General features: G+C 66.8%; 18 protein-coding genes. 10 read left to right on the top strand and 8 right to left on the bottom strand.

Annotated elements, in window-relative coordinates; genetic code table 11:
• The first annotated feature begins 386 nt into the window (after window positions 1–386).
• Entirely contained in the window at window positions 387–938 is a 552-nt protein-coding gene (locus tag OHA25_RS09155; RefSeq protein ID WP_327587145.1) for an NUDIX hydrolase, read from the top strand.
• Window positions 939–1,093: 155 nt separating this feature from the next.
• Here OHA25_RS09155 and OHA25_RS09160 read toward each other — a convergent pair whose 3' ends face one another.
• From OHA25_RS09160 to OHA25_RS09170, 3 genes are all read right to left on the bottom strand, one after another.
• Window positions 1,094–1,732 carry a mycothiol-dependent nitroreductase Rv2466c family protein gene (locus OHA25_RS09160; protein ID WP_327587146.1) on the bottom strand — a complete coding sequence of 213 codons (639 nt, stop codon included), beginning with the start codon at window positions 1,730–1,732 and terminating at the stop codon, window positions 1,094–1,096.
• A 58-nt stretch (window positions 1,733–1,790) separates the two neighbouring features.
• Window positions 1,791–2,447 carry a 3'-5' exonuclease gene (locus OHA25_RS09165; protein ID WP_327587147.1) on the bottom strand — a complete coding sequence of 219 codons (657 nt, stop codon included), beginning with the start codon at window positions 2,445–2,447 and terminating at the stop codon, window positions 1,791–1,793.
• 91 nt (window positions 2,448–2,538) lie between these two features.
• The gene (locus tag OHA25_RS09170; RefSeq protein ID WP_327587148.1) at window positions 2,539–3,018 is read right to left on the bottom strand and encodes a phosphoribosylaminoimidazolesuccinocarboxamide synthase; all 480 of its coding nucleotides are present in this window, start codon (window positions 3,016–3,018) and stop codon (window positions 2,539–2,541) included.
• Between the two features lie 193 nt (window positions 3,019–3,211).
• Here OHA25_RS09170 and OHA25_RS09175 point away from each other — a divergent pair, with 193 nt between their 5' ends.
• Window positions 3,212–4,156: a pectate lyase family protein gene (locus tag OHA25_RS09175; protein WP_327587149.1), complete on the top strand. Its 945-nt coding sequence runs from the start codon at window positions 3,212–3,214 to the stop codon at window positions 4,154–4,156.
• Window positions 4,157–4,581: 425 nt separating this feature from the next.
• On the opposite strand, the gene OHA25_RS09180 is transcribed toward OHA25_RS09175, so the two are convergent.
• Entirely contained in the window at window positions 4,582–4,983 is a 402-nt protein-coding gene (locus OHA25_RS09180; RefSeq protein ID WP_327587150.1) for a nuclear transport factor 2 family protein, read from the bottom strand.
• A 101-nt stretch (window positions 4,984–5,084) separates the two neighbouring features.
• Here OHA25_RS09180 and OHA25_RS09185 point away from each other — a divergent pair, with 101 nt between their 5' ends.
• Window positions 5,085–5,453 (top strand): winged helix-turn-helix transcriptional regulator, encoded by a 369-nt coding sequence (locus OHA25_RS09185; RefSeq protein ID WP_327587151.1) that lies wholly within the window; start codon window positions 5,085–5,087, stop codon window positions 5,451–5,453.
• A gap of 658 nt (window positions 5,454–6,111) precedes the next feature.
• On the opposite strand, the gene OHA25_RS09190 is transcribed toward OHA25_RS09185, so the two are convergent.
• Window positions 6,112–6,426 carry an AfsR/SARP family transcriptional regulator gene (locus tag OHA25_RS09190; RefSeq protein ID WP_327587152.1) on the bottom strand — a complete coding sequence of 105 codons (315 nt, stop codon included), beginning with the start codon at window positions 6,424–6,426 and terminating at the stop codon, window positions 6,112–6,114.
• 33 nt (window positions 6,427–6,459) lie between these two features.
• Here OHA25_RS09190 and OHA25_RS09195 point away from each other — a divergent pair, with 33 nt between their 5' ends.
• The 5 genes from OHA25_RS09195 (at window position 6,460) to OHA25_RS09215 (ending at window position 11,897) form a co-directional block, all read left to right on the top strand.
• A complete protein-coding gene (locus tag OHA25_RS09195; protein ID WP_327587153.1) occupies window positions 6,460–7,383 on the top strand; it encodes a LysR family transcriptional regulator in 924 nt (307 codons plus the stop codon).
• Between the two features lie 137 nt (window positions 7,384–7,520).
• Window positions 7,521–7,901, top strand: a complete 381-nt coding sequence (locus OHA25_RS09200) for a VOC family protein (protein WP_327587154.1) — start codon at window positions 7,521–7,523, stop codon at window positions 7,899–7,901.
• Window positions 7,902–8,153: 252 nt separating this feature from the next.
• Complete coding sequence (locus OHA25_RS09205) at window positions 8,154–9,383, top strand: serine hydrolase domain-containing protein (protein WP_327590950.1); 1,230 nt, start codon at window positions 8,154–8,156, stop codon at window positions 9,381–9,383.
• Between the two features lie 199 nt (window positions 9,384–9,582).
• On the top strand, window positions 9,583–9,984 hold the full coding sequence (locus OHA25_RS09210) for a hypothetical protein (protein ID WP_327587155.1): 402 nt from the start codon (window positions 9,583–9,585) through the stop codon (window positions 9,982–9,984).
• A gap of 56 nt (window positions 9,985–10,040) precedes the next feature.
• Complete coding sequence (locus OHA25_RS09215; RefSeq protein WP_327587156.1) at window positions 10,041–11,897, top strand: CocE/NonD family hydrolase; 1,857 nt, start codon at window positions 10,041–10,043, stop codon at window positions 11,895–11,897.
• Window positions 11,898–12,040: 143 nt separating this feature from the next.
• Here the strand turns inward: OHA25_RS09215 and OHA25_RS09220 are convergent, their stop codons facing one another.
• Complete coding sequence (locus tag OHA25_RS09220; protein WP_327587157.1) at window positions 12,041–15,769, bottom strand: nSTAND1 domain-containing NTPase; 3,729 nt, start codon at window positions 15,767–15,769, stop codon at window positions 12,041–12,043.
• 468 nt (window positions 15,770–16,237) lie between these two features.
• Between OHA25_RS09220 and OHA25_RS09225 the strand changes: the two genes are divergently transcribed.
• Window positions 16,238–16,756 carry an RICIN domain-containing protein gene (locus OHA25_RS09225; RefSeq protein ID WP_327587158.1) on the top strand — a complete coding sequence of 173 codons (519 nt, stop codon included), beginning with the start codon at window positions 16,238–16,240 and terminating at the stop codon, window positions 16,754–16,756.
• Window positions 16,757–16,828: 72 nt separating this feature from the next.
• Complete coding sequence (locus tag OHA25_RS09230; RefSeq protein ID WP_327587159.1) at window positions 16,829–17,263, top strand: hypothetical protein; 435 nt, start codon at window positions 16,829–16,831, stop codon at window positions 17,261–17,263.
• Window positions 17,264–17,586: 323 nt separating this feature from the next.
• On the opposite strand, the gene OHA25_RS09235 is transcribed toward OHA25_RS09230, so the two are convergent.
• Together OHA25_RS09235 and OHA25_RS09240 are read right to left on the bottom strand one after the other, a co-directional pair.
• On the bottom strand, window positions 17,587–17,946 hold the full coding sequence (locus OHA25_RS09235; protein WP_327587160.1) for a hypothetical protein: 360 nt from the start codon (window positions 17,944–17,946) through the stop codon (window positions 17,587–17,589).
• Between the two features lie 106 nt (window positions 17,947–18,052).
• The gene (locus tag OHA25_RS09240; protein ID WP_127937745.1) at window positions 18,053–18,349 is read right to left on the bottom strand and encodes a type II toxin-antitoxin system VapB family antitoxin; all 297 of its coding nucleotides are present in this window, start codon (window positions 18,347–18,349) and stop codon (window positions 18,053–18,055) included.
• Window positions 18,350–18,355: the final 6 nt, after the last annotated feature.

Raw genomic sequence — 18,355 nt, forward strand, 5'->3', positions numbered from 1 at the left:
CTGGGGTCGATGTCAGCGGCTGGGTGCGAGCCGGTCCGTCGCTTCTCTTGCCGGGCGCAGCAGCGGCACCGGCCGGGATTGGAGTTCCTGGTGTCCACGGGTCGTCTGCACGGGTTCGAGTCGCTGGCCCTCATGAGAGACGCCCGGCAACGTCTCCGGCGGCTGGCGAGCCCTGTCTCGATCACGCCCTGGACGGAGTGTGGGCACCTGCTGTGTCTGTTCGGCGTGGCATGCGCGCACCGGTCGCGCCCCACCTGTAAGGTGCGAACCTCCTTCCTCATAGGCCACGCGCTTTCCTTAGGAGCTGACTGTGTCAGTGCTCGTCGCTCACATCCGAGGAATCGGTTACGGAGAGCTTTGCTGTCGGGCTGGTGTGGGGGTGCCCCGTGGCGATCGGTGACTCGGACATCGCGAGCGCGCTTTCCGCATACCTTGAGCGCTACCCGGACGAGGCCGCGCTGCTGTCTGAGCCGGTGCAGCTGCTGTCTCAGGGAGGGGATTTCGCGTCGCGGCGGAACTTCCGGATGCACGCGACCGTCGGCGCGTTGCTTGTCCGCGGTGGCGTCGAGGTCCTGCTTGTCGAGCACCTCGCGTACGGGATCCCGTTGCAGCCCGGAGGTCACCTCGAACCGACCGACGTCTCCTTGATCGACGCGGCAGTGCGGGAGTTGACCGAGGAGACCGGTGTCGACCCCGGCAGGGTCGTCCCAGCGTCGCAGACCCCCGTCTACATCGAGTACGGGAGGGTGCCGGCACGACCGGCGAAGGACGAGCCGGAGCACCACCACCTCGACATCGGGTATGCGTTCGTGACAGATGCGGACGTGGGGCACATCCAGGAGTCCGAGGTGAGGGGTGCCGCCTGGTACCCGCTCGCCGAGGCCGAGCGCCTTGTTGGGCACCGCATTGCGCGTGCGGTACCGGCCCGGATTGGTTGACCGGACCCGTCGAACGCTTCCGGTCGGCAGAGGCGCCAGGTCGCGGTGTGCACCGGTCGAGGCTCCGCGGTCGCTGCTCGCTCCTTGTCGAACCGAACGCGGAAGCCTCGACGGTCGCAGCCTCAGCCGGGCATCGGCCGAGCTGTGGCGTCCACTCACTCGAAGCACGGTTTGACGGTCCGGTCCCGGCTCCGTTTGAGCTCGAAGAAGCCGTCCGTCCCGGCGACCAACACCAGGCCGTCCCAAAGTCGGCCGGCAGCTTCACCACGGGGGGCCTGCCTGATCACGGGGCCGAACAGGGCCGTACCCGCGATGCGGAGAACGGGCGTCCCGACATCCAGGCCGACCTCCGTGAACGCCTCGTCGTGCGAGTCTCTGATGAGCTGATCGAACTCCGTGCTTGTGGCGGCAGCCGCCAGCGAACCAGGCAGGCCCACCTCCGCGAGCGCTTCGGTGATAACGGTGGGATCGTTGCGACGCCCTTGGTTGTGGAGCCGGGTGCCGATCGCGGTGTACATCGGTCCGAGGACGCCGCGGCCACCGTGCTCAGCGGCTGCCGCGCAGACCCGCACCAGGCCCCATGCCTTCGTCATCAGGTCCCGGTAGTCCTCGCTGAGTCCCTTGCCCTCGCGCTGGACGAGGTTCAGGTAGGCCAGCGACATGATCCGCCAATCGGCGCGCACCGGCCGCACCTGCTCGACCTCCAGGAGCCAGCGCGAGGTGATCCACGCCCAGGGGCACAGCGGATCGAACCAGAACGGGACCTCGTCGCAGTCCGAGTGTTCCTTGATCATCAGAAGAGCACCGTCCTCTCTCAGACCGGATCTGTATGTGCCCTCTCCCGCCGGAAGGTTAGGTATCGAACAATTCTTCTTGGGCGGGCATGTTGCACTTGGCCGTGCGCCCCGCGATCTTCACCAGAGCCGCGAGATCGCTGAGCTGATCGTCCGCGGCGCTGACGAGCCGGACGAACACCTGCGCGGTGACATCGACGTCGGCATAGGCCCTGTGGCGATCCGCCGGCAGTTTGATGGCGAAATGCGCCAGCAACGTGTCGAGTTTGTGGTTCGGCAGACCTGGGGCGACGTATTTGGCCAGCGGGATGGTGTCAAGAAGGTCAATGCGGGCCAGCGCCGGGCAGTGCTCGCGCTGGTTGTGGATGATGTTGGCCTCGGTGGCGGCGTGTTGAGCCACCAGCAAGTACTGCTTGTCCGGAGCGAATCGCCGATCCAGTGCGCCCAGCGCTTCGGCCGCAGTCGGGGCCTGCCCGACCTGCTTGGGGGTTAGGCCGGTTTGAGCCGTAACGGCTGGCGTCACCGGAGCAAACGCGGGCGGTCGGATGAGAGAAGCGCTTCTGCCGACCTCCGTCCACGTGCCGTCGTCGTAGCGGAGTGCGAGAGCGGCGACCTCGATGGGCTGGGCCGGGTACCCCTTGGGAGTCGTCGCCTCGAAGTCGATGACCACGAACGTCGTGGCCAAAAAGGCGGGGTCTTCCGTCAATCCGCCCATGTATCCACCGCTCTCGCAGGTTCCGTGGCGTTGCCGCCCCACGCCCGCCACATCGAGAAGAGCATGCCCGAGTGCCAGCCGTCCTGTGCCGTCATTTACTGATGAGGCGCGCAACGGCCTGCGTGGCGGCCTTCAGGTCCGGCGCGTTCCAGAGTCGCTCGCCCGTCCAGGTCTCGCTCAGGGACCGGTACAGATCCGACATCACCGGCAGGAACTCGGGCGGGAGTGGTGCCGGCTGCGGCCACCGACCCCTGGGCACGCCCTCGGCGATCAGCCTTCTGACGGGCACCTCGAGCCCGTTGTCCACGTACCAGTTCCGCAGGACCTGCTTGCCGCAGTGCACGCCGTTGAACATCAGGCGGCTCTCGTCAGGTGTACCGGGACTGTCGGCAAGCACGATGCCCGCATCGCTCGACACCAGGAACTCGACCTTGCCGTCGGAGTGGCTCAGCCCGAGCTTGCGTGCGTGCCCGGTCAGCACCTCGTTGACCTTGACGGTGGTGTCGCGCATCGCCTGGAACTGCTCGTCGCTCAGGCCGGCGAGGCGCTGGGCCTCGGGCCCGCTCCCCATTTGGCCGCCAGGTTGTCGCAACGTATGGCCTGCCGCGGGAAGCTCAGAATGCCCGACGAACGACCTTTCATCTAGTTTCATGGCGGCCGAGCAGGTCAGGGGCGGTGGCCTAACTCGCTTCCTTGACGTGGTACCGACCCTTTCGTACGGTTCACGCACCCGAATGGAAAGCGTTTTCCCGACGGAGGTCGTCATGCAACGTCTTAGCGCCGCCACCGCCGTACTGGCTCTGGTGGTCAGCGTCCTGGTGAGCGCGGAACCGGCCCTCGCCGCCGAGTCCAGCCCCGTCGGATTCGCCAGCATGAACGGCGGTACGACCGGTGGCGCCGGTGGCTCGACCGTCACGGTCTCCACAGCCTCGGCGCTGGCCAGCGCGCTCAGCTCCGGCAGCACCCAGACGATCCGCATCTCCGGCATGATCTCCATCTCCGGGATGTACCGGGTGGCCTCCAACAAGAGCATCCTCGGCGTCGGATCCGGCTCCGGTCTCAACGGTGGCGGGCTGACCATGAACGGCGTCAGCAATATCATCATCCGCAACCTGACCATCCAGAATTCCAGCGACGACGCCATCAACGTTCAGGACGGCTCGCACCACATCTGGATCGACCACAACAACTTCACCCGCGCCTCGGACGGTCTCGTGGACATCCGCCTGGCCTCCGACTTCGTCACCGTCTCGTGGAACCGTTTCTACGGCCACGACAAGACTGCGCTCCTGGGATCGTCCGACAGCAACACCGGCGACATCGGCCACCTGCGCGTGACCTACGTCCACAACTGGTTCGACGGTACCAACCAACGCCATCCCCGGGTCCGCTTCGGCAATCCGGTGCACGTGCTCAACAACTACTACTCCAACATCGGCAGCTACGGCGTTGCCTCCACCACCAACGCCGGCGTCTACGTCGAGCGCAACTACTTCGAGAACGTCAGCCGCCCCACGTCCCTCCAAGAGGGCTCCTCGCCACAGGGCAACATCAAGCTGCTCAACAACTACCTGGTCAACTCAGGCACGCCCCAGTCGCGCAACGCGAGCAGCGTGGCCACGATCCCGTACTCCTACACCCCGGAGTGCAACTGCTCGGTGAAGTCGACGGTCACCGCGGGCGCTGGCGTGGGCAAGATCGGCCTCTGAGATCCAGTGCTGGCGGGCCTTCCGAATGGCCCGTGCGCCCGCCGGCCCTGCCGCGTCAACTGTTACAGACCTCTCCCGCGGGGGATCATGCTCCCTCGTGGGAGAGAGGGCTCGGCGCCGTCGCCGGCCTGCTGCCGGTGCCCCGTAGGGCCCGTAGGCCGAGATCGCCGAGAGCCACCCCCGGCTTGAACGTCGCCCTGATCACCACGAGCCCGCCACGATAATGGGCGGCAAGGCCCGCGCCGCTCGTCCTCAGGTCTACTGCCTGGGTGACCTGAGCGCGGGAGAGCATCTCCCGAGCCAGCTTGGCCCTCATCTCGTCATCGCGCACCAGGCTTCGGCGCTTCCGTCCTCCACCGGCCACTCTCCTGCACTGGCTGGGTTGACTGAGTGGCCGGCGGCAACAACGACGACACGGTCTGTGCTCAGTCGGCGTCCCAGAAGGCGTCCTCGTCCTGCTGAATGGCGGAGAACAGCCACACCTCAGCGATTTTGCCGTCTTCGACCCTCAGCACGTCGACACCGTCCATCGACATCTCAGCGCCGTTGCGCTTGGCGGAGAAGTGGACGGGAAACGCGGCAAGTGCGTCGTTGATCATGGGCTCGCCGGTGATGGCGATGTCGAGCGTCCCCTCGGTGGCGGCCATCTGGGCGCCGATCGCCTCGTTGACCGCGTCGCGGCCACGGTAAGTGCCGGAGAAGCGGTGATTGCCGGGCTGGTGCCACACGATGTCATCGGCGAACAGGCCCGCGACGGCGGCGAAGTCCTTGGCGGCCATCGCGTCGGCGTACTGGCGGGCGACGGTGAGCGTAATGGTGGACCCCATGGTGGATCTTCTCCCTTGTGTTTCAGGTTCGTCCTGGTGCGGCCCTATACTCACCATCGGTAACCATTTACCTCAACGTAACTAATTAGGGAATGTGGCGCATGTCACAGCATCCGGACTTTAATGTGCTCACGGCGACCTGCCCGTCGCGCACGTCGCTGGCCCGCATCGCCAACAAGTGGACGGCGATGGTGGTGATCGCGCTCAGCGCCGGCAGGATGCGCTTCGGCGACTTGCGGACCACGGTCGACGGGATCAGCGGGAAGGTCCTCACCGACACGTTGCGGGACCTGGAACGCGACGGGCTTGTCGCGCGGTACGTGTACGCCGAGATGCCGCCCAGAGTCGAGTACGAACTGACCGCGCTGGGACGCACGCTGCACGAGCCCCTGCAGGCGCTGGGCCGCTGGGCCGAGGAACACATCAAAGAGGTGCTCGCGGCCCGCGAGACCTACGACACCCGCCACTGACTCCTCGAAGCCGCGACGCTGAAGATCCTTTGTGAGCCCCATTTGGGGGAACGAGCCGTCCGGACCAGTCCGCATCCGTCCGGGAGAGTCTGGATACGTCCGCCCCTACGGGGTAGTCTGCGCATGATCACAGGCCCGAAGGGGTGGGCGGACGGGTTCAAATCCCACCACCACCGCCGCTAAGTTGGGCCTCCGACCTGCACCAACAGGTCGGAGGCCCTTCGCATAACAAGATCATGGTGGAACCGTGGTGATGGCCAGGCGCTGTAGTCGTTCTCGACCGCGGCCAGTTGTACCCGCAAGTCCTCGGCCTGCCGTGTGCAGCCGTCTCGCCCTGGGGCCACGCGTTCCAACAGTGACGTCACCATCGCCTCCTACAGGAGAAGCGGCCGTACCCGCCTGCCGCATTCACGCCATGCAGCCCAACAACTCCACACTGTAACGGCGAACCACTGACAGTCACTACCGCACTCAAGTCTGTCCGCGGCAGTCAACGTTGACGCTTATCTGAGCCGAGCTCAACCCCGCGGGAATGTCGGCCGCCTCTGGCAAGGGGGCCTGACCACCACAGTCGATCACCCTCAGCACGAGACAAGCGGGGAAACTCTCGCAGTAGCTGCCTACCGATCAGCGGCCGGCGAGGCACAGTTGCCGATGATCAGAGACAGTCCCGCCTCGAAGACAGCGTCGCCGGACAGCCCAGCGCGGCGGCCAGCGCCTGCCCGCGCCAGAGCCCGAGCGCCTGGCGGATCCCGTGGCTGTCGCCCGCGGCCAGCCGCCTGAACTCGTGGACGTCCACCTGGCCCGGCTCGGTCACCGCGGCATAGCCGCCGGGACGTGTCTGCACGATGTTCTCGGCCTGCGCCGCGCGCAGCATCCGGCGTATCGCCATCACCGACGCCTGGACCTGTGCCTTGGCCGTCTCTGGTGGGGTCGGCCCCCACATCGCCTGGATCAGCCGGTCCGTGCTCATTCCAATGGCCTGACATGTCATACTGCGCCACCAGTGAACGATCTCGACGAGGGATCGATGGGGAGCCGCGTGGAGCTACGGGACATCGAGATCTTTCTGACCCTCGCCGAGGAGCTGCACTTCGGCCGCGCGGCGGAGCGGCTGCACGTCTCCGTGGCGGCGGTCAGCAAGGCAATCAAGAAGCAGGAACGGTCCATCGGCGTCGAGCTCTTCGCCCGCGACAGCCGCAATGTACGGCTCACGCCGGTGGGTGAGCAGCTCCGCGACGACCTGCGCCAGCTGCATCAGGGGTTGACGCAGAGCCTGGAGCGGGCCCGGCTGGCGGCCCGGGGCAAGACGGGCACCCTCCGGGTGAGCCTGTTCCCGGCCAACATCCAGGAACTGCGCCGCTACTGGGAGACCTTCCGCGCCCGCCACCCGCAGTGGGAGCTGCGCCTACGGGTGTCGGCCTACCAGGATCCGTTCGCCCAGCTACGCAACGGGGAGGTCGACATCCTGATCACCTGGCTGCCCGTCGAGGAGCCCGACCTCACGGTGGGTCCGCTGCTTTTCGCCGAGCCGAGGGTGCTTGCCGTGGCCGGCGACCATGCGCTCACCCGATGGTCCTCGGTCTCCCTGGAGGCGGTCAGCGATTTCCAGCACATCACCGTCGAGTCTGCGCCCGGCTACTGGTTCGACCACTTCGTCCCGAAGCTCACCCCCAAGGGCCGGTTGATCGACCGCACCGCCAACGTGAACAACCTCGAGGAAGTCTTCATGCACACGGTCCTGGGCGAGGCCGTCACCCTCTTCCCGGTCCACGTGAGTTGGTACTTTCCTCGCCCCGACATCGCCTATCTGCCTGTCACGGACATGGAGGCGCTGCCGTACGGGCTGGTGTGGCGCAACGATGCGGAGAACGACATGATCCGCGCCTTCGCCCGCGTGGTGCGTGATCTGGGACCACTGCCCGGCTGAGACCGTCAACCATGGGTTAACGACCGTTGCGATAGTCGCCGTTGATCCACAGCACTGCCCGGCGTGATGCTTGATCCATCCAAAGAACACGCCCGTCGGGAGGTAAATCGGGATATGCCCTTCTCTGGCGCTATGGCATGAACATCGTCACTTCCGCTGTATCCCTGACCGTCGCAGACCCCGCCGCTTCCAGCCGGTTCTTCACCAGTCATCTCGGCTTCCGAGAAGTCCTGGTCGGCGAGGAGTTCATCGCGCTTGGCCGTGACGACGCGGCCGTTGACCTGGTCCTGGTGGAGCGCGACCTCGAGCGGTGGCAACCGGGACAGGGGCTGGCGGAGGTGATCGTGGTGTTCACGGTCACCGGCCTGGCCGCCGAGTACGAGCGGCTACGCAGCGAAGGCGCCACCATCACCATCCCGCTCCGGCGGGAGCCGTGGGGCGAGCTGCTGATGCAGCTCACCGACCCCAACGGCGTGAAGATCCAGCTCACCGAGTGGATTCCCCCGATCAGGGGCTGACTCCCGACCGGCCGGCCTGGCCCGTGCCGTTCGCCGTCACCGGCATCAGCGCGGCATGCGCTGCCGCGTCAGTGACCGTGTCAGCGGCCCCGTCAGCACGGCGACGGCCCGGTATCAGAGCGGTCGGCGACGGTAGATGCCGTGACCACGCCGAGTTCACCCCCCCGATCCTCGTGGGTCGCGCATCGAGCCATGAGCGCCCCGCCGGGGCGAGTCTCGCAAGATCGAACACTGTATGCAAGGAGGTTCATGATGGAAAAAAGCAACAACGGCTTCTCCGAAGCAGGGCTGCGCAGGCTGCGCGGGGTGCTGACACGGCATGTCGAGTCCGGGAAGATCCCCGGGCTGGTCGCTCTGGTCAGCCGGGGCGGACAGACACACGTCGAGGCGATCGGCACGATGCGCCATGACGGTGGCGCGCCGATGCGCCGGGACACGATCTTTCGGATGGCCTCGACATCCAAGCCGGTTTCGATGGCGGCGGCGATGGTGCTGTTGGATGAGTGCAGGCTGCGGCTGGACGACCCGGTACAGGAGTGGCTGCCCGAACTGGCCGACCGGCAGGTGCTGAAGCGGATCGACGGCCCGCTGGACGACACCGTGCCGGCACGGCGGCCGATCACCGTACGGGACCTGCTGACCTCCACGTTCGGACTCGGCATGGACATGACGGCACTGGGCACCCCGATCATGAACGCGGTCTTCGAGCAGGGGCTCACGCCCAATCTTCCGGAGCCGATGCCCGAGCCGGATGAGTGGATGCGCCGCCTGGGCGAGCTTCCGCTGATGCACCAGCCCGGAGAGCGCTGGCAGTACCACATCAGCAACGATCTCCTCGGCGTGCTGGTGGCCAGGGTCAATGGCCAGTCGTTCGAGGAGTTCCTGCGTGAGCGCATCTTCGAGCCGCTGGGCATGACCGACACCGGTTTCCACGTGCCCGCCGACCAGATCGACCGGCTGCCGACCCTGTATGCCCCCGACCCGCAGACCGGAGAGTTCCTCGTGTGGGACGAGGCCAAGGGCGGACGCTGGAGCGAGCCTCCGGCGTTCCAGGGCGGCGGTGGCGGACTGGTCTCCACCGCCGACGACTACCACGCCTACTTCCGGATGTTGCTGAATGGCGGGGTGCACGGGGGGAAGCGGATCCTGTCGCGGGCTGCGGTTGAGCTGATGACGACCAACCGGCTCACGCCCGAGCAGCAGGCCGCCCGGCACGCCATGGCCGTCGACAACGTCCATGTGTCGTTCGGTCAGGGCCAGCAGGGCGGCTGGGGCATGGGGATGGCGGTGCGCACCTACCGGGGCGACTACGCGCCTATCGGCCAGTTCGGCTGGGACGGCGGCACCGGCACCTCGACGTTCGCCGACCCGGCCAACCAGCTCACCGGAATCGTGCTCACCCAGGCCGGGTTCTCCGTGCCGAATCCGGCACATCTGATCAACGACTTCTGGACCACGCTCTACCAGGCCATCGACGACTGACACCAAGCCCCCGCCCGGCAGACCCGCCCGGCGAACCCGCCCGCGACACCCGACGGGCGGCCCTGTCTGCCTCATGCCGGACCGGCCGGGGCGTGGCCTACGCCCGCGAGACACCCGGAGCACCAGCAGCACCGCGCTCCTTCTTACGTGTCGTTCCAGCGAATTTCCTCACACCTTAGAAGGGTTCACCACCATGTCCATGACTCTGACCGATCAGGACAAGACCACCCTGCGCACCGCCGCATACGGTGCCGTCACGCTGATGTCCGCCGCCGATGCCGCCGGCAAGCCCCACAAGGCCGCCACCGAGGGCTCCATCGCCCTGTCCTCCGCGACCGGCCTGGTCGGGCACGTGCTCGCCGCAAAAAGCAGGGACATCAACCTGAACGGCAAGTCCACAGCCGCACTCGCCGACCAGGTGCTGCCGGCCCTGACCGCGGCCATGAGCCTGCTCAAGCAGCAGGACCCGGCCGAGGCCGGCAACTTCCGCCGCACCGTCATCGTCGCCATCGAAGCAGCCGCCCGCACCCACCGGGGCGAGCCCAGCCCCACCATCGCCGACATGACCCGCAAGATCACCGAAGCCCTCGACGCGGCTTGAGGACACCTCGACTCGCACAGCTACAGCTTGTTCCGCACAGCTCAATGGGGATGCACATGTCAAACGTCCAAGGGCGAGCGCTCCTCGCCACCGTCGCCCTCGCGACCGCGACCGTGGTCGCGAGTGCTCCCGCCGCATCGGCGGCGGCCAAGCCGGAGATCGAAGTCTCCGGCGGGGTTACGCAGCCGGTCTTCTCCTACAAGGACGCCATCCGCGAGCACGTCCGGGTGCAGTCGCCGCTCGACAGTGACGGTGACGGCAACAAGGACCTGGTCCGGGTGGACATCATCCGGCCGAAGGAGAGCAACGCCGGGCTCAAGGTCCCGGTGATCATGCACGAAAGCCCGTATTACGACCAACCGGGTGTCGGATTCGAGCTGGAACACAAGACCTACGACGCGGACGGGAACCTGACCAAGTTCCCACTGTTTTACGACAACTACTTCGTGCCTCGCGGGTACGCCTTCGTGTCCGTCGACATGGTCGGCACCAGGTTGTCCGGCGGCTGTCCGACCTCCGGCGGTCCGTCGGACGTGTTGGGCGGCAAGGCGGTCATCGACTGGCTGAACGGCCGGGCGACCGCCTACGACGACAAGGGCAACCCGGTCAAAGCCTCCTGGACCACCGGACGCACCGGGATGATCGGCCACTCGTACGAAGGATCCCTCGCCATCGGCGTCGCCGGCACCGGCGTGCGAGGGCTGGAGACGATCGTGCCGCTCGCGGCGCCCAGCAGCTGGTATGAGATGTGGCGCGCGAACGGCACCCTCACGGACTTCAAGGGCGGCCAGGAATGGATGGCCAAATACGTCGACGCCGATCCGGACGAGAAATGCGCGGCGGTGCACCAGCGCATGAGCGAGGGCTCGGACGACGCCACCGGCAACTACAACGCCTACTGGCACGAACGCAACTACCGGACCGGACCGATCTCGAAGGCGCGCAACGTACGCGCCAGCGTCTTCCCGGTAGTGGGCATGCACGATCGGAACGTGATGGCCGACCAGTTCTCCCAGTGGTGGGCCGGGCTGCCCCGCACCGTGCAGCGCAAGGTGTGGGTGACCCAGTACGGGCACCTCGACCCGTTCTGGGCCCGCCGCGACGTATGGGTCAACACCCTGCACCAGTGGTTCGACCACGAACTGATGGGCGTGGCCAACGACATCATGCGCCAGCCACGCGCCGACGTGCAGCTCGGCCCGGACCGCTGGATCACCCAGGCCGACTGGCCGGCACCGACACGGACGACGACCCTGCGCCCGCAGCAAGACGGCTCCCTGGGGCTGAGGCCCTCGACCGGCACCGGCAGCTACCTGGACACCGCCCAGACCGAGATCGCGATGGCCGACAACCCCGCCACCACCAACCCACACCGGATGGCATACCTGACCCCGCCGCTGAAAAACGCGACGCGACTGTCCGGAACGCCGACGGTGAGCCTGCGCCTCAAGCTCGACAAGCCGACCGCCAACCTGGGCGTCCTGCTCGTCGACCACGGCACCGACAGCCGCATCCACGGCGTCGACCCCAACGGGCAAGGCCTCAAGCTCATCGACGGCAAAGACTGCATCGGCCAGAGCACGGCCGATGACGACGGCTGCTACCTCAAAGCCGGCGACAATACGGTGACATCCGGCTTCCAGGTGGTCACCCGAGGAATCATGGACGCGCAGAACCACAAGTCACTGAGCCACCCGGCACCACTGACACCGGGCAAGCCGTACCAGATCACCTGGTCGATGCTGCCGCAGGACTACGAGTTCAAGGCAGGGCACCGGCTGGGCCTGGTGCTGACCGGAACCAACGCCGACCTCGGCAACGTCGAAACCGGCACCGAGACCAGGGTCACCGTCGACCTGGCCGGGACGTCGATTTCGCTGCCGCTGGTCACCGGTACGTCCAGCGGAAGATAGCTTGATCGATCTTCGCGAACGGTCGCGGCCGGGCGCCTTTCTTCAACTCGCACGGGTTGTTGAACGACTTTGACGATACCGATGTAGTGGGCGGAAGGACGTCCGGGTGGATGATGCGTCGCCCCGTTTCTCGCGGGGTGTCGTCAGTGGCAGGTCTTTTGATAGGCCAGTTCTGGGATGTGTTGTTGCCACTCGGCAGGGGACAGGCCGCCGTCCCGGCGACAGATCACGGCGGCGGCCGTGTCAGGATCGACGGTGATCTCACGTAAGGTCCCGTCGGCGGATGAGACGAGCAGAGCGGCCCGGTTGAATGCCACGGCCGGTACGGACTGGGTGTTGAAGCTGATCGGTGAGGCGATCCGCTGATATCCCCGCCAGTCCCATAGCTGGATGCCGTACTCGCCTTGGCCGGAGACGGTGGCGAGTAGTTCGCCCTGCGGGTAAGGGACAAGTGCGTTGATCGATGCCGTGTACGCGGTCTGCGGCGGGGCCAGGGGCCTGCGCAATCCCCTGTCCCAGAACGTCAAACGCCCGTCGAGGTCTCCGGTCGCGGCAATGTTCTCGATGAAGAGAATCTCTCCCTGGGCGCGGGCGTCGGATGAGTGCTGGAGTATTTCTCCGGTGGCCATATTGACCAGGATTCGCCCCTTGCGGGATTTGTCCACGAACAACCGGCGCCCGTCCGGCTCGAAGATCAGAACCCCTGCTCCCGCATCGGAGACGGTGCGGATCCATCTTCTGGCTCTCACGTCCCACAGCTCCAGATCGTCGAAAGCCAGGCCGTCGAGCGCCTCTTCGTTATCTGTGTTCGCGCTGAGGGGCGCGACCGCGACGGTTCTGCCGTCGGGGGAGAAGGCCACGGACAAGACTCCGACGGCTCTTTGTCTCCGGACGCGCAATGCGCCGATGCTGCGGCCGGTCGTGGCGTCCCACAAGGTCACCACGGGGGACGCGGGGTGGGTGAGCGCAAGCGTGCGGCCATCCGGGCTGAATACCGGGGAGTACGCCGTCTCCGTAGGGTCGTTGTCGGGGAGATCGTCGACGGGTAGCGGGCCGCTCACGGGTTGCCGGGCGGCGACATCCCAAATGCGCACCTCCGGCCTGCCTTTTCGGCGATGCGCCGTCACCAGGAAGCGGCCGTCAGGGCTGAACAGCCGCTTGCCGCCTCCCGGAGCGAGCGATACAGGGTGGGTGTAGGGGGAGATGTCCAGGACGTTCACCGTGCCGAACTGGCCGATCAACCGGAGAACCCGGGCATCCGGCGAGATACGGGGCTTGGCTCCCCCAACGCTGGACAGAAGCAAGTTGCTCATCAGCTCTGTGCCGTCGTCCACCCGCCACAGGGTCACCACCCCCCAACCCCGCGTCCCGGCCAGGAATCGACCGTCGAGGCTGAACTCCATACGTTCGGTAGGCGGATACAGCGGGCGTAGGACCTCCTTGCCCGAGGAGATGTCGAACAGCCGGGTACCGTCGGCGGTCGAGACGGCCAGGCGCTTCCCGTCTGGACTGAACACGCCTTCCGTGGCGGTTTCCGGCAACCAGGGGGCACGGAGCGGCTTGCGCTTCTCGAGGTCCCAGAGTTCCACCCTCCGCCCCGAACTCGCCCTGCTGCCGGGGGACACCGGGGTGGTCGTCAATTCATCGGCTTCCGCTGGGATGACCAGGGCCAGCCGGCCATCCGGGCTGATGGCACTGACCGGCTCGTCGAGCACGCGTGTCCGGTCCTCGATGCTCCAGGCTTCGTTCATCTCATCGCGTACCCCGATGAGAAAGCGCCCGTCCGGGCTGAACTCCGTAGGGTCGAGGTGGGGGAATGCCACGCCGAGGTCCGTCAGGCCTCCGGCGCCGACGGTCCACAGCCGTGCGTTGGTTCTGTCCTCCACCGCCAGGGTACGGCCGTCAGGACTCCACACCACTTCCGAGACAGGTTGCCCCGTCCATCTGGCGCTCGCGACCTCCTTCTTCGTGGCCAGGTCAAGCACGCGCAGTGCGGCCGGCTCGGCCGCCGTACGGGGTGTGTAGACGGCCAGCCTGGTGCCATCCACGCTGAGCCCATGCACCAAGTCCGTCGGGCTGTACGGGGCGGTGAAGACGTCGACCAAGGGGAACGCCATCGAGTCGATCAGCTCGCCCTTGGCCTCGGGGACCTGGGCCATCCGCCAGGCCGCAGCGCTCAATCGGCGGGCCAGCTTCGGGTCGCTCAACCGCAGGGCGGCCGCGCGCCTGGCGGCCAGCCGGGCCGTCGCCTCCTCCAGCCGATCGTTGGCCAGGCCGGCCTGCCGGATGGCGACTCCCGCCGCGACCATGGAGGCGATCAGCAAGACCACCAGGGCGGCCGAGACGGTGACCCGCCTCTGGGAGGTGCGCCGCGCCAGCGCCGCGCTTGCGTCAACGAACTTCCGTTCCGGGGGTGTGAGGTCGTCGCGGCCGCCCGGCTCGATGAACAGCTTGTCGACGACGGCCAGGCGGGTACCCCGGTAGAGGAGCTCGGCGTCCCGGCCATGCGCCTCCCATGCTTTGGCCGCCTCGGTCAACTGCCGATGTGCTCGCAGGCGATCCCGTCCTTCGTCCACCCATCCACGTAGTCGTGGCCACGACTCGATCAGGGCCTCGTGCGCAAGCTCCACGGTGTCCTGGTGCAGGGTGAGGAGCCTGGCCCCGGCCAGCTGTTCGATGACCAGCGCGGTGTCCGCCTCCCCGTACGGGTCCAGCTCCGCCCGGGCGGCGGGACGGCGCGTGTCCTGGGCCTGCTCGCCTGGATTGATCAGCCTGAGCAGTATTCGCCGGGCGATCCTCGCCTGTGCCGGCGACAGGCGGGCATAGAGCTCCTCCGCGGTATGGCTGATCGCCCCGTGGACTCTGCCCACGCTCTCGTAGGCGTCCAAGGTCAGCATCTTCCCCGTACGGCGGCGCCAGACCTCCCGCAGCGCGTGCGACATCAGCGGAAGCGCCCCGGGCTCGTCGGCGACGTCGGTGACGATCTCGGTCGTCAGCGCTCGCTCCACGGTCAAGCCCTCGGCCATGGCCGGCCGGACGATCGCGTCTTTGAGCTCTTCCTGGTTCATCGGGCCCACCAGCAGGTTGGCCTCGCGCAGGGCTCCAGTGAGCTCGCGGTGCTCGGCGCATCGCCCGTAGAAGTCGGCGCGCACCGCTATGACCACTTTCATCCGGCTTTGCGGTTGCCGCGCGTTGAGCAGCAGGTCGATGAACTGCCCCCGCTCGCGCTGGTCCCGGCAGAGCGTGAACACCTCCTCGAACTGGTCGACCACGATCAGCGTGTCGGAGTCGCCCTCGCCCGGGAGGAGCCGGTCGGCGTGCAGCATCGGGTGCTCGCCCGGTGTGAGTATCCGGCTCTGCCCGAGGGTTTCGCCCGTGGGCGTCGTCTCTCCGTGTGCGGCAGGCACGAGCCCGGCACGTAACAGGGACGACTTACCGCTGCCCGAAGGGCCGAACACCGCGGCGAAACGATGCCGTCGAAGCAACTCGTGCACTTCCTCGACGAGCCGATCCCGTCCGAAGAAACGACCGGAATCGTGCGTGTCATAGGGGGCCAAACCCAGGTACGGCCCGGCGGCACCTTCATCGTCCGCCCTCTCGCGGGCCAATTCATGAGCGACCTGCTGCCAGCGGCGCTCCCATGCGGAGACGTCTGCGCCGCATGCTTCCACGAAGGCGAGGACGACGGGCAGCGAAGCCAGGCGCTCACCCGCCGCCGCCTGCGACAGCGTGGTGACCGAATAACCCGCACGCTTGGCCATGGCCCGATAGGTGAGGCCGCCCGCTTCCTGGCGCAGCTTGCGTAACTCGGAGGCAAAGCGTTGAACCGGTCCCGCTGCCGGATCCACCGGACTTTCACGACGGCCTGCCACCGTAACGGGACTCCATTCACTGGACGACGAAGACGGTTCAGATGCGCTCGCTGATCACATCACCTGTTGACCCCCGGCTCGCCGATCGCGTGCGTTGCAGACCCGAATGCCTGCGCGCGTGAGCGACACGCACATGGCCAGTGACAAGAGCCCGCCGGAAGGTCGGTCGATGCCAGGAGCCGCTGCCACCGGCTGGGGAGGCGCGGAGCGGAACCGTTCTGCCGGGAAAAGCATTGTTTGCCTGCCGGATGAGGGGTGCCGAACAATCTTGTCGCCACGATCCTGGTGCCACAGGCCTCGGCGGGCAAGCGGTCGCGGGACCGCTTGCCGCTGAGACTGCCGGGAGCCGGCACACGGACGTGTGACCTGTCTCGGTCTGCCCACGGATCGAGATCAGCGACTGCTGATGATCGCGACCAGTCTCGTGATCTCGTCCCCCGTTGATCGACTACCTCTGAAAGGACATCCATGCGCACGAGTTCCAGGAGCGCCGCCGTGGTCGTGACCGCCCTGACCGTGCTGTCCCTGCCGCCCACCGCGTCCGCACAAACCACCGCGTCCGCACAAGCCGCCGTGGCCTCCGCCGGACCCGGCCGGGCATACGTCAACGGCGCGACCGGCATGTGTCTGGCCGTGGGCCGGGGAGAGGTGAAGGCGGCGAAACCGGTGATCCAGTGGCCCTGCACCGGGGGCAAGGAGCAGCGCTGGATCCACCGGCCCGACCGCCGGCTCGTGAACGTCAAGACCGGGCTGTGCCTGGCGATCGGGCGCGGTGAGAAGAAGAAGGGGAAGGTCGCGATCCAGTGGCCGTGCACGGACGGCGGATTGGCGCAGCAGTGGATCTACAACGATGACCATCTGGAGCGGCTCCAGAACAGGGCCACAGGCATGTGCCTCGCCATCGGGAGCGGCGAGAAGCGCAAGGGCAAGAAGGCGATCCAGTGGCCCTGCAAGTTCACCTCCGAGCAGGCATGGCTCGAGCGATGACCGTTCCCGCGCAACTACTCCGTACGGCCTGCTCAGGCGCACTTGACCGGTGACGAGCAAGGGAAGAAGTAGATGATCAACAGCTCACATGGAGAACTCGAAGCAGGCAGCCGCACAGCCTCTCAGGCTTTGGCGGACTACTTGGCGGAATGGTCGCTGCAGACCGGGATCACGGTGGAGATATGGGCTCTGCCGAAACAGCCGCTTCCCCCCGTGATTACCGAGATCGTCCATGGCACGATCCGTGATGTCCTGCAGGAGGTGGAACGGCAGGCACAGGCCGGTACCGTCTCCATCGCCCTCACCACGGTCCCCAGCGGGCTGCGCTTGACCGTCAGCTATGACGACTCCGGGACATCGGCGGACGTGTTCCAGGCCCGTCTACACGGCCGGCGAGCCGAAGTCGCGGGACTAGGAGGCCGCCTCACCGTCAATGGCGTACGGGGAGAAGGCACCACGATGAGCGCCGCCGTTCCCCTGGGAAAGGCGTCTCCACCCCTGAGCTAATTGAGGTTCGATCTTGACCTGAGGTCAGGGTGCACGCTGAACGGGTGACCAACTTCAACGCCTCCTGGACCGGCATGGTGCCGGTCGACGACACCTCGCTGGCCGTGACCGACACCGGTGGGCCAGGTCGTTGCGTGGTCTACCTCAATGGCCAGTTCGCCACTCAGTCGTCCTGGCGGCACGCCGAACTCGGCAGCGACTACCAGCACATCACCTACGAAATGCGGGTCCGCGGCCGATCAAGGCGTTCGGCCGCAGCCGCAGTCACCGATCTTGGCCGTCTGCGGCTGTGTCTGCGCGGGCTGCTGCTAGGCGGTGGTCTGCTAGGGCGCCGCGGTCTGCTCGGGTGCGGTGCTCTGCTCGGGTGCGGTGCTCGCCGGCGGGTCGGTGCCGGGATCGAGCTGCACGTCCGGCGGGTTATCGTCGGCCTCCGTCTCCAGCACATCCCGTACGGCCACGCTGCCCTGGTCGGCGGTGAGCACGACGAAGACCGCGCCGCAGCCGCCGAGCAGCAGCAGCGGCAGGCCGATGACCAGCAGCAGGATCACGCCCAGGTTGCCGCTCTTGTCGGGCGGAGGAGGCGGCGGCGGCTGGTGGCGGTAGCCGGGCTGCGTCGGTGGGCCATAGCCGTATCCGTGTCCCTGCGGTGGCTGCTGCCCAGGCGGTTGCTGCGGGTAGGACACGGCATTCTCCAAAACGATGTTGAAAGGTGCTGCTGTGACGCCCGAGTCCTCCTGATGGTTGACATAACAAAAGGGAGCCGCGAATCGCGGCTCCCTTTTTCCTTTCTCAGTTGGGCAGTTCCAGGACCCTGGCGTGCAGGATCGATCGTTGATGCAGGGCCGCGCGCAACGCGCGGTGCAGACCGTCCTCCAGATAGAGCTCGCCCTGCCACTGGACCACGTGCGGGAAAAGATCCCCGTAGAAGGTGGAGTCGGCGGCGAGCAGCGAATGCAGGTCCAGCATGGCCTTCGTGGTGATCAATGAGTCGAGCCGGACCTGCCGTGGAGGAATCTGCGCCCACTCTCGGTTCGTCAGACCGTGTTCGGGATATGGGCGTCCGTCGCCGACAAGCTTGAAGATCACCCCCCT

The sequence above is a fragment of the Nonomuraea sp. NBC_00507 genome (assembly GCF_036013525.1).
Taxonomy (GTDB): domain Bacteria; phylum Actinomycetota; class Actinomycetes; order Streptosporangiales; family Streptosporangiaceae; genus Nonomuraea.

Excerpts from the sequence above, each read along its gene's own strand:
- OHA25_RS09200 (WP_327587154.1), top strand. The coding sequence starts at position 7,521 with ATGAACATCGTCACTTCCGCTGTATCCCTGACCGTCGCAGACCCCGCC.
- OHA25_RS09210 (WP_327587155.1), top strand. The coding sequence starts at position 9,583 with ATGACTCTGACCGATCAGGACAAGACCACCCTGCGCACCGCCGCATAC.
- OHA25_RS09170 (WP_327587148.1), bottom strand. The coding sequence starts at position 3,018 with ATGGGGAGCGGGCCCGAGGCCCAGCGCCTCGCCGGCCTGAGCGACGAG.
- OHA25_RS09160 (WP_327587146.1), bottom strand. The coding sequence starts at position 1,732 with ATGATCAAGGAACACTCGGACTGCGACGAGGTCCCGTTCTGGTTCGAT.
- OHA25_RS09205 (WP_327590950.1), top strand. The coding sequence starts at position 8,154 with ATGGAAAAAAGCAACAACGGCTTCTCCGAAGCAGGGCTGCGCAGGCTG.
- OHA25_RS09175 (WP_327587149.1), top strand. The coding sequence starts at position 3,212 with ATGCAACGTCTTAGCGCCGCCACCGCCGTACTGGCTCTGGTGGTCAGC.
- OHA25_RS09165 (WP_327587147.1), bottom strand. The coding sequence starts at position 2,447 with ATGGGCGGATTGACGGAAGACCCCGCCTTTTTGGCCACGACGTTCGTG.
- OHA25_RS09215 (WP_327587156.1), top strand. The coding sequence starts at position 10,041 with ATGTCAAACGTCCAAGGGCGAGCGCTCCTCGCCACCGTCGCCCTCGCG.
- OHA25_RS09230 (WP_327587159.1), top strand. The coding sequence starts at position 16,829 with ATGATCAACAGCTCACATGGAGAACTCGAAGCAGGCAGCCGCACAGCC.
- OHA25_RS09185 (WP_327587151.1), top strand. The coding sequence starts at position 5,085 with ATGTCACAGCATCCGGACTTTAATGTGCTCACGGCGACCTGCCCGTCG.
- OHA25_RS09225 (WP_327587158.1), top strand. The coding sequence starts at position 16,238 with ATGCGCACGAGTTCCAGGAGCGCCGCCGTGGTCGTGACCGCCCTGACC.
- OHA25_RS09190 (WP_327587152.1), bottom strand. The coding sequence starts at position 6,426 with ATGAGCACGGACCGGCTGATCCAGGCGATGTGGGGGCCGACCCCACCA.
- OHA25_RS09180 (WP_327587150.1), bottom strand. The coding sequence starts at position 4,983 with ATGGGGTCCACCATTACGCTCACCGTCGCCCGCCAGTACGCCGACGCG.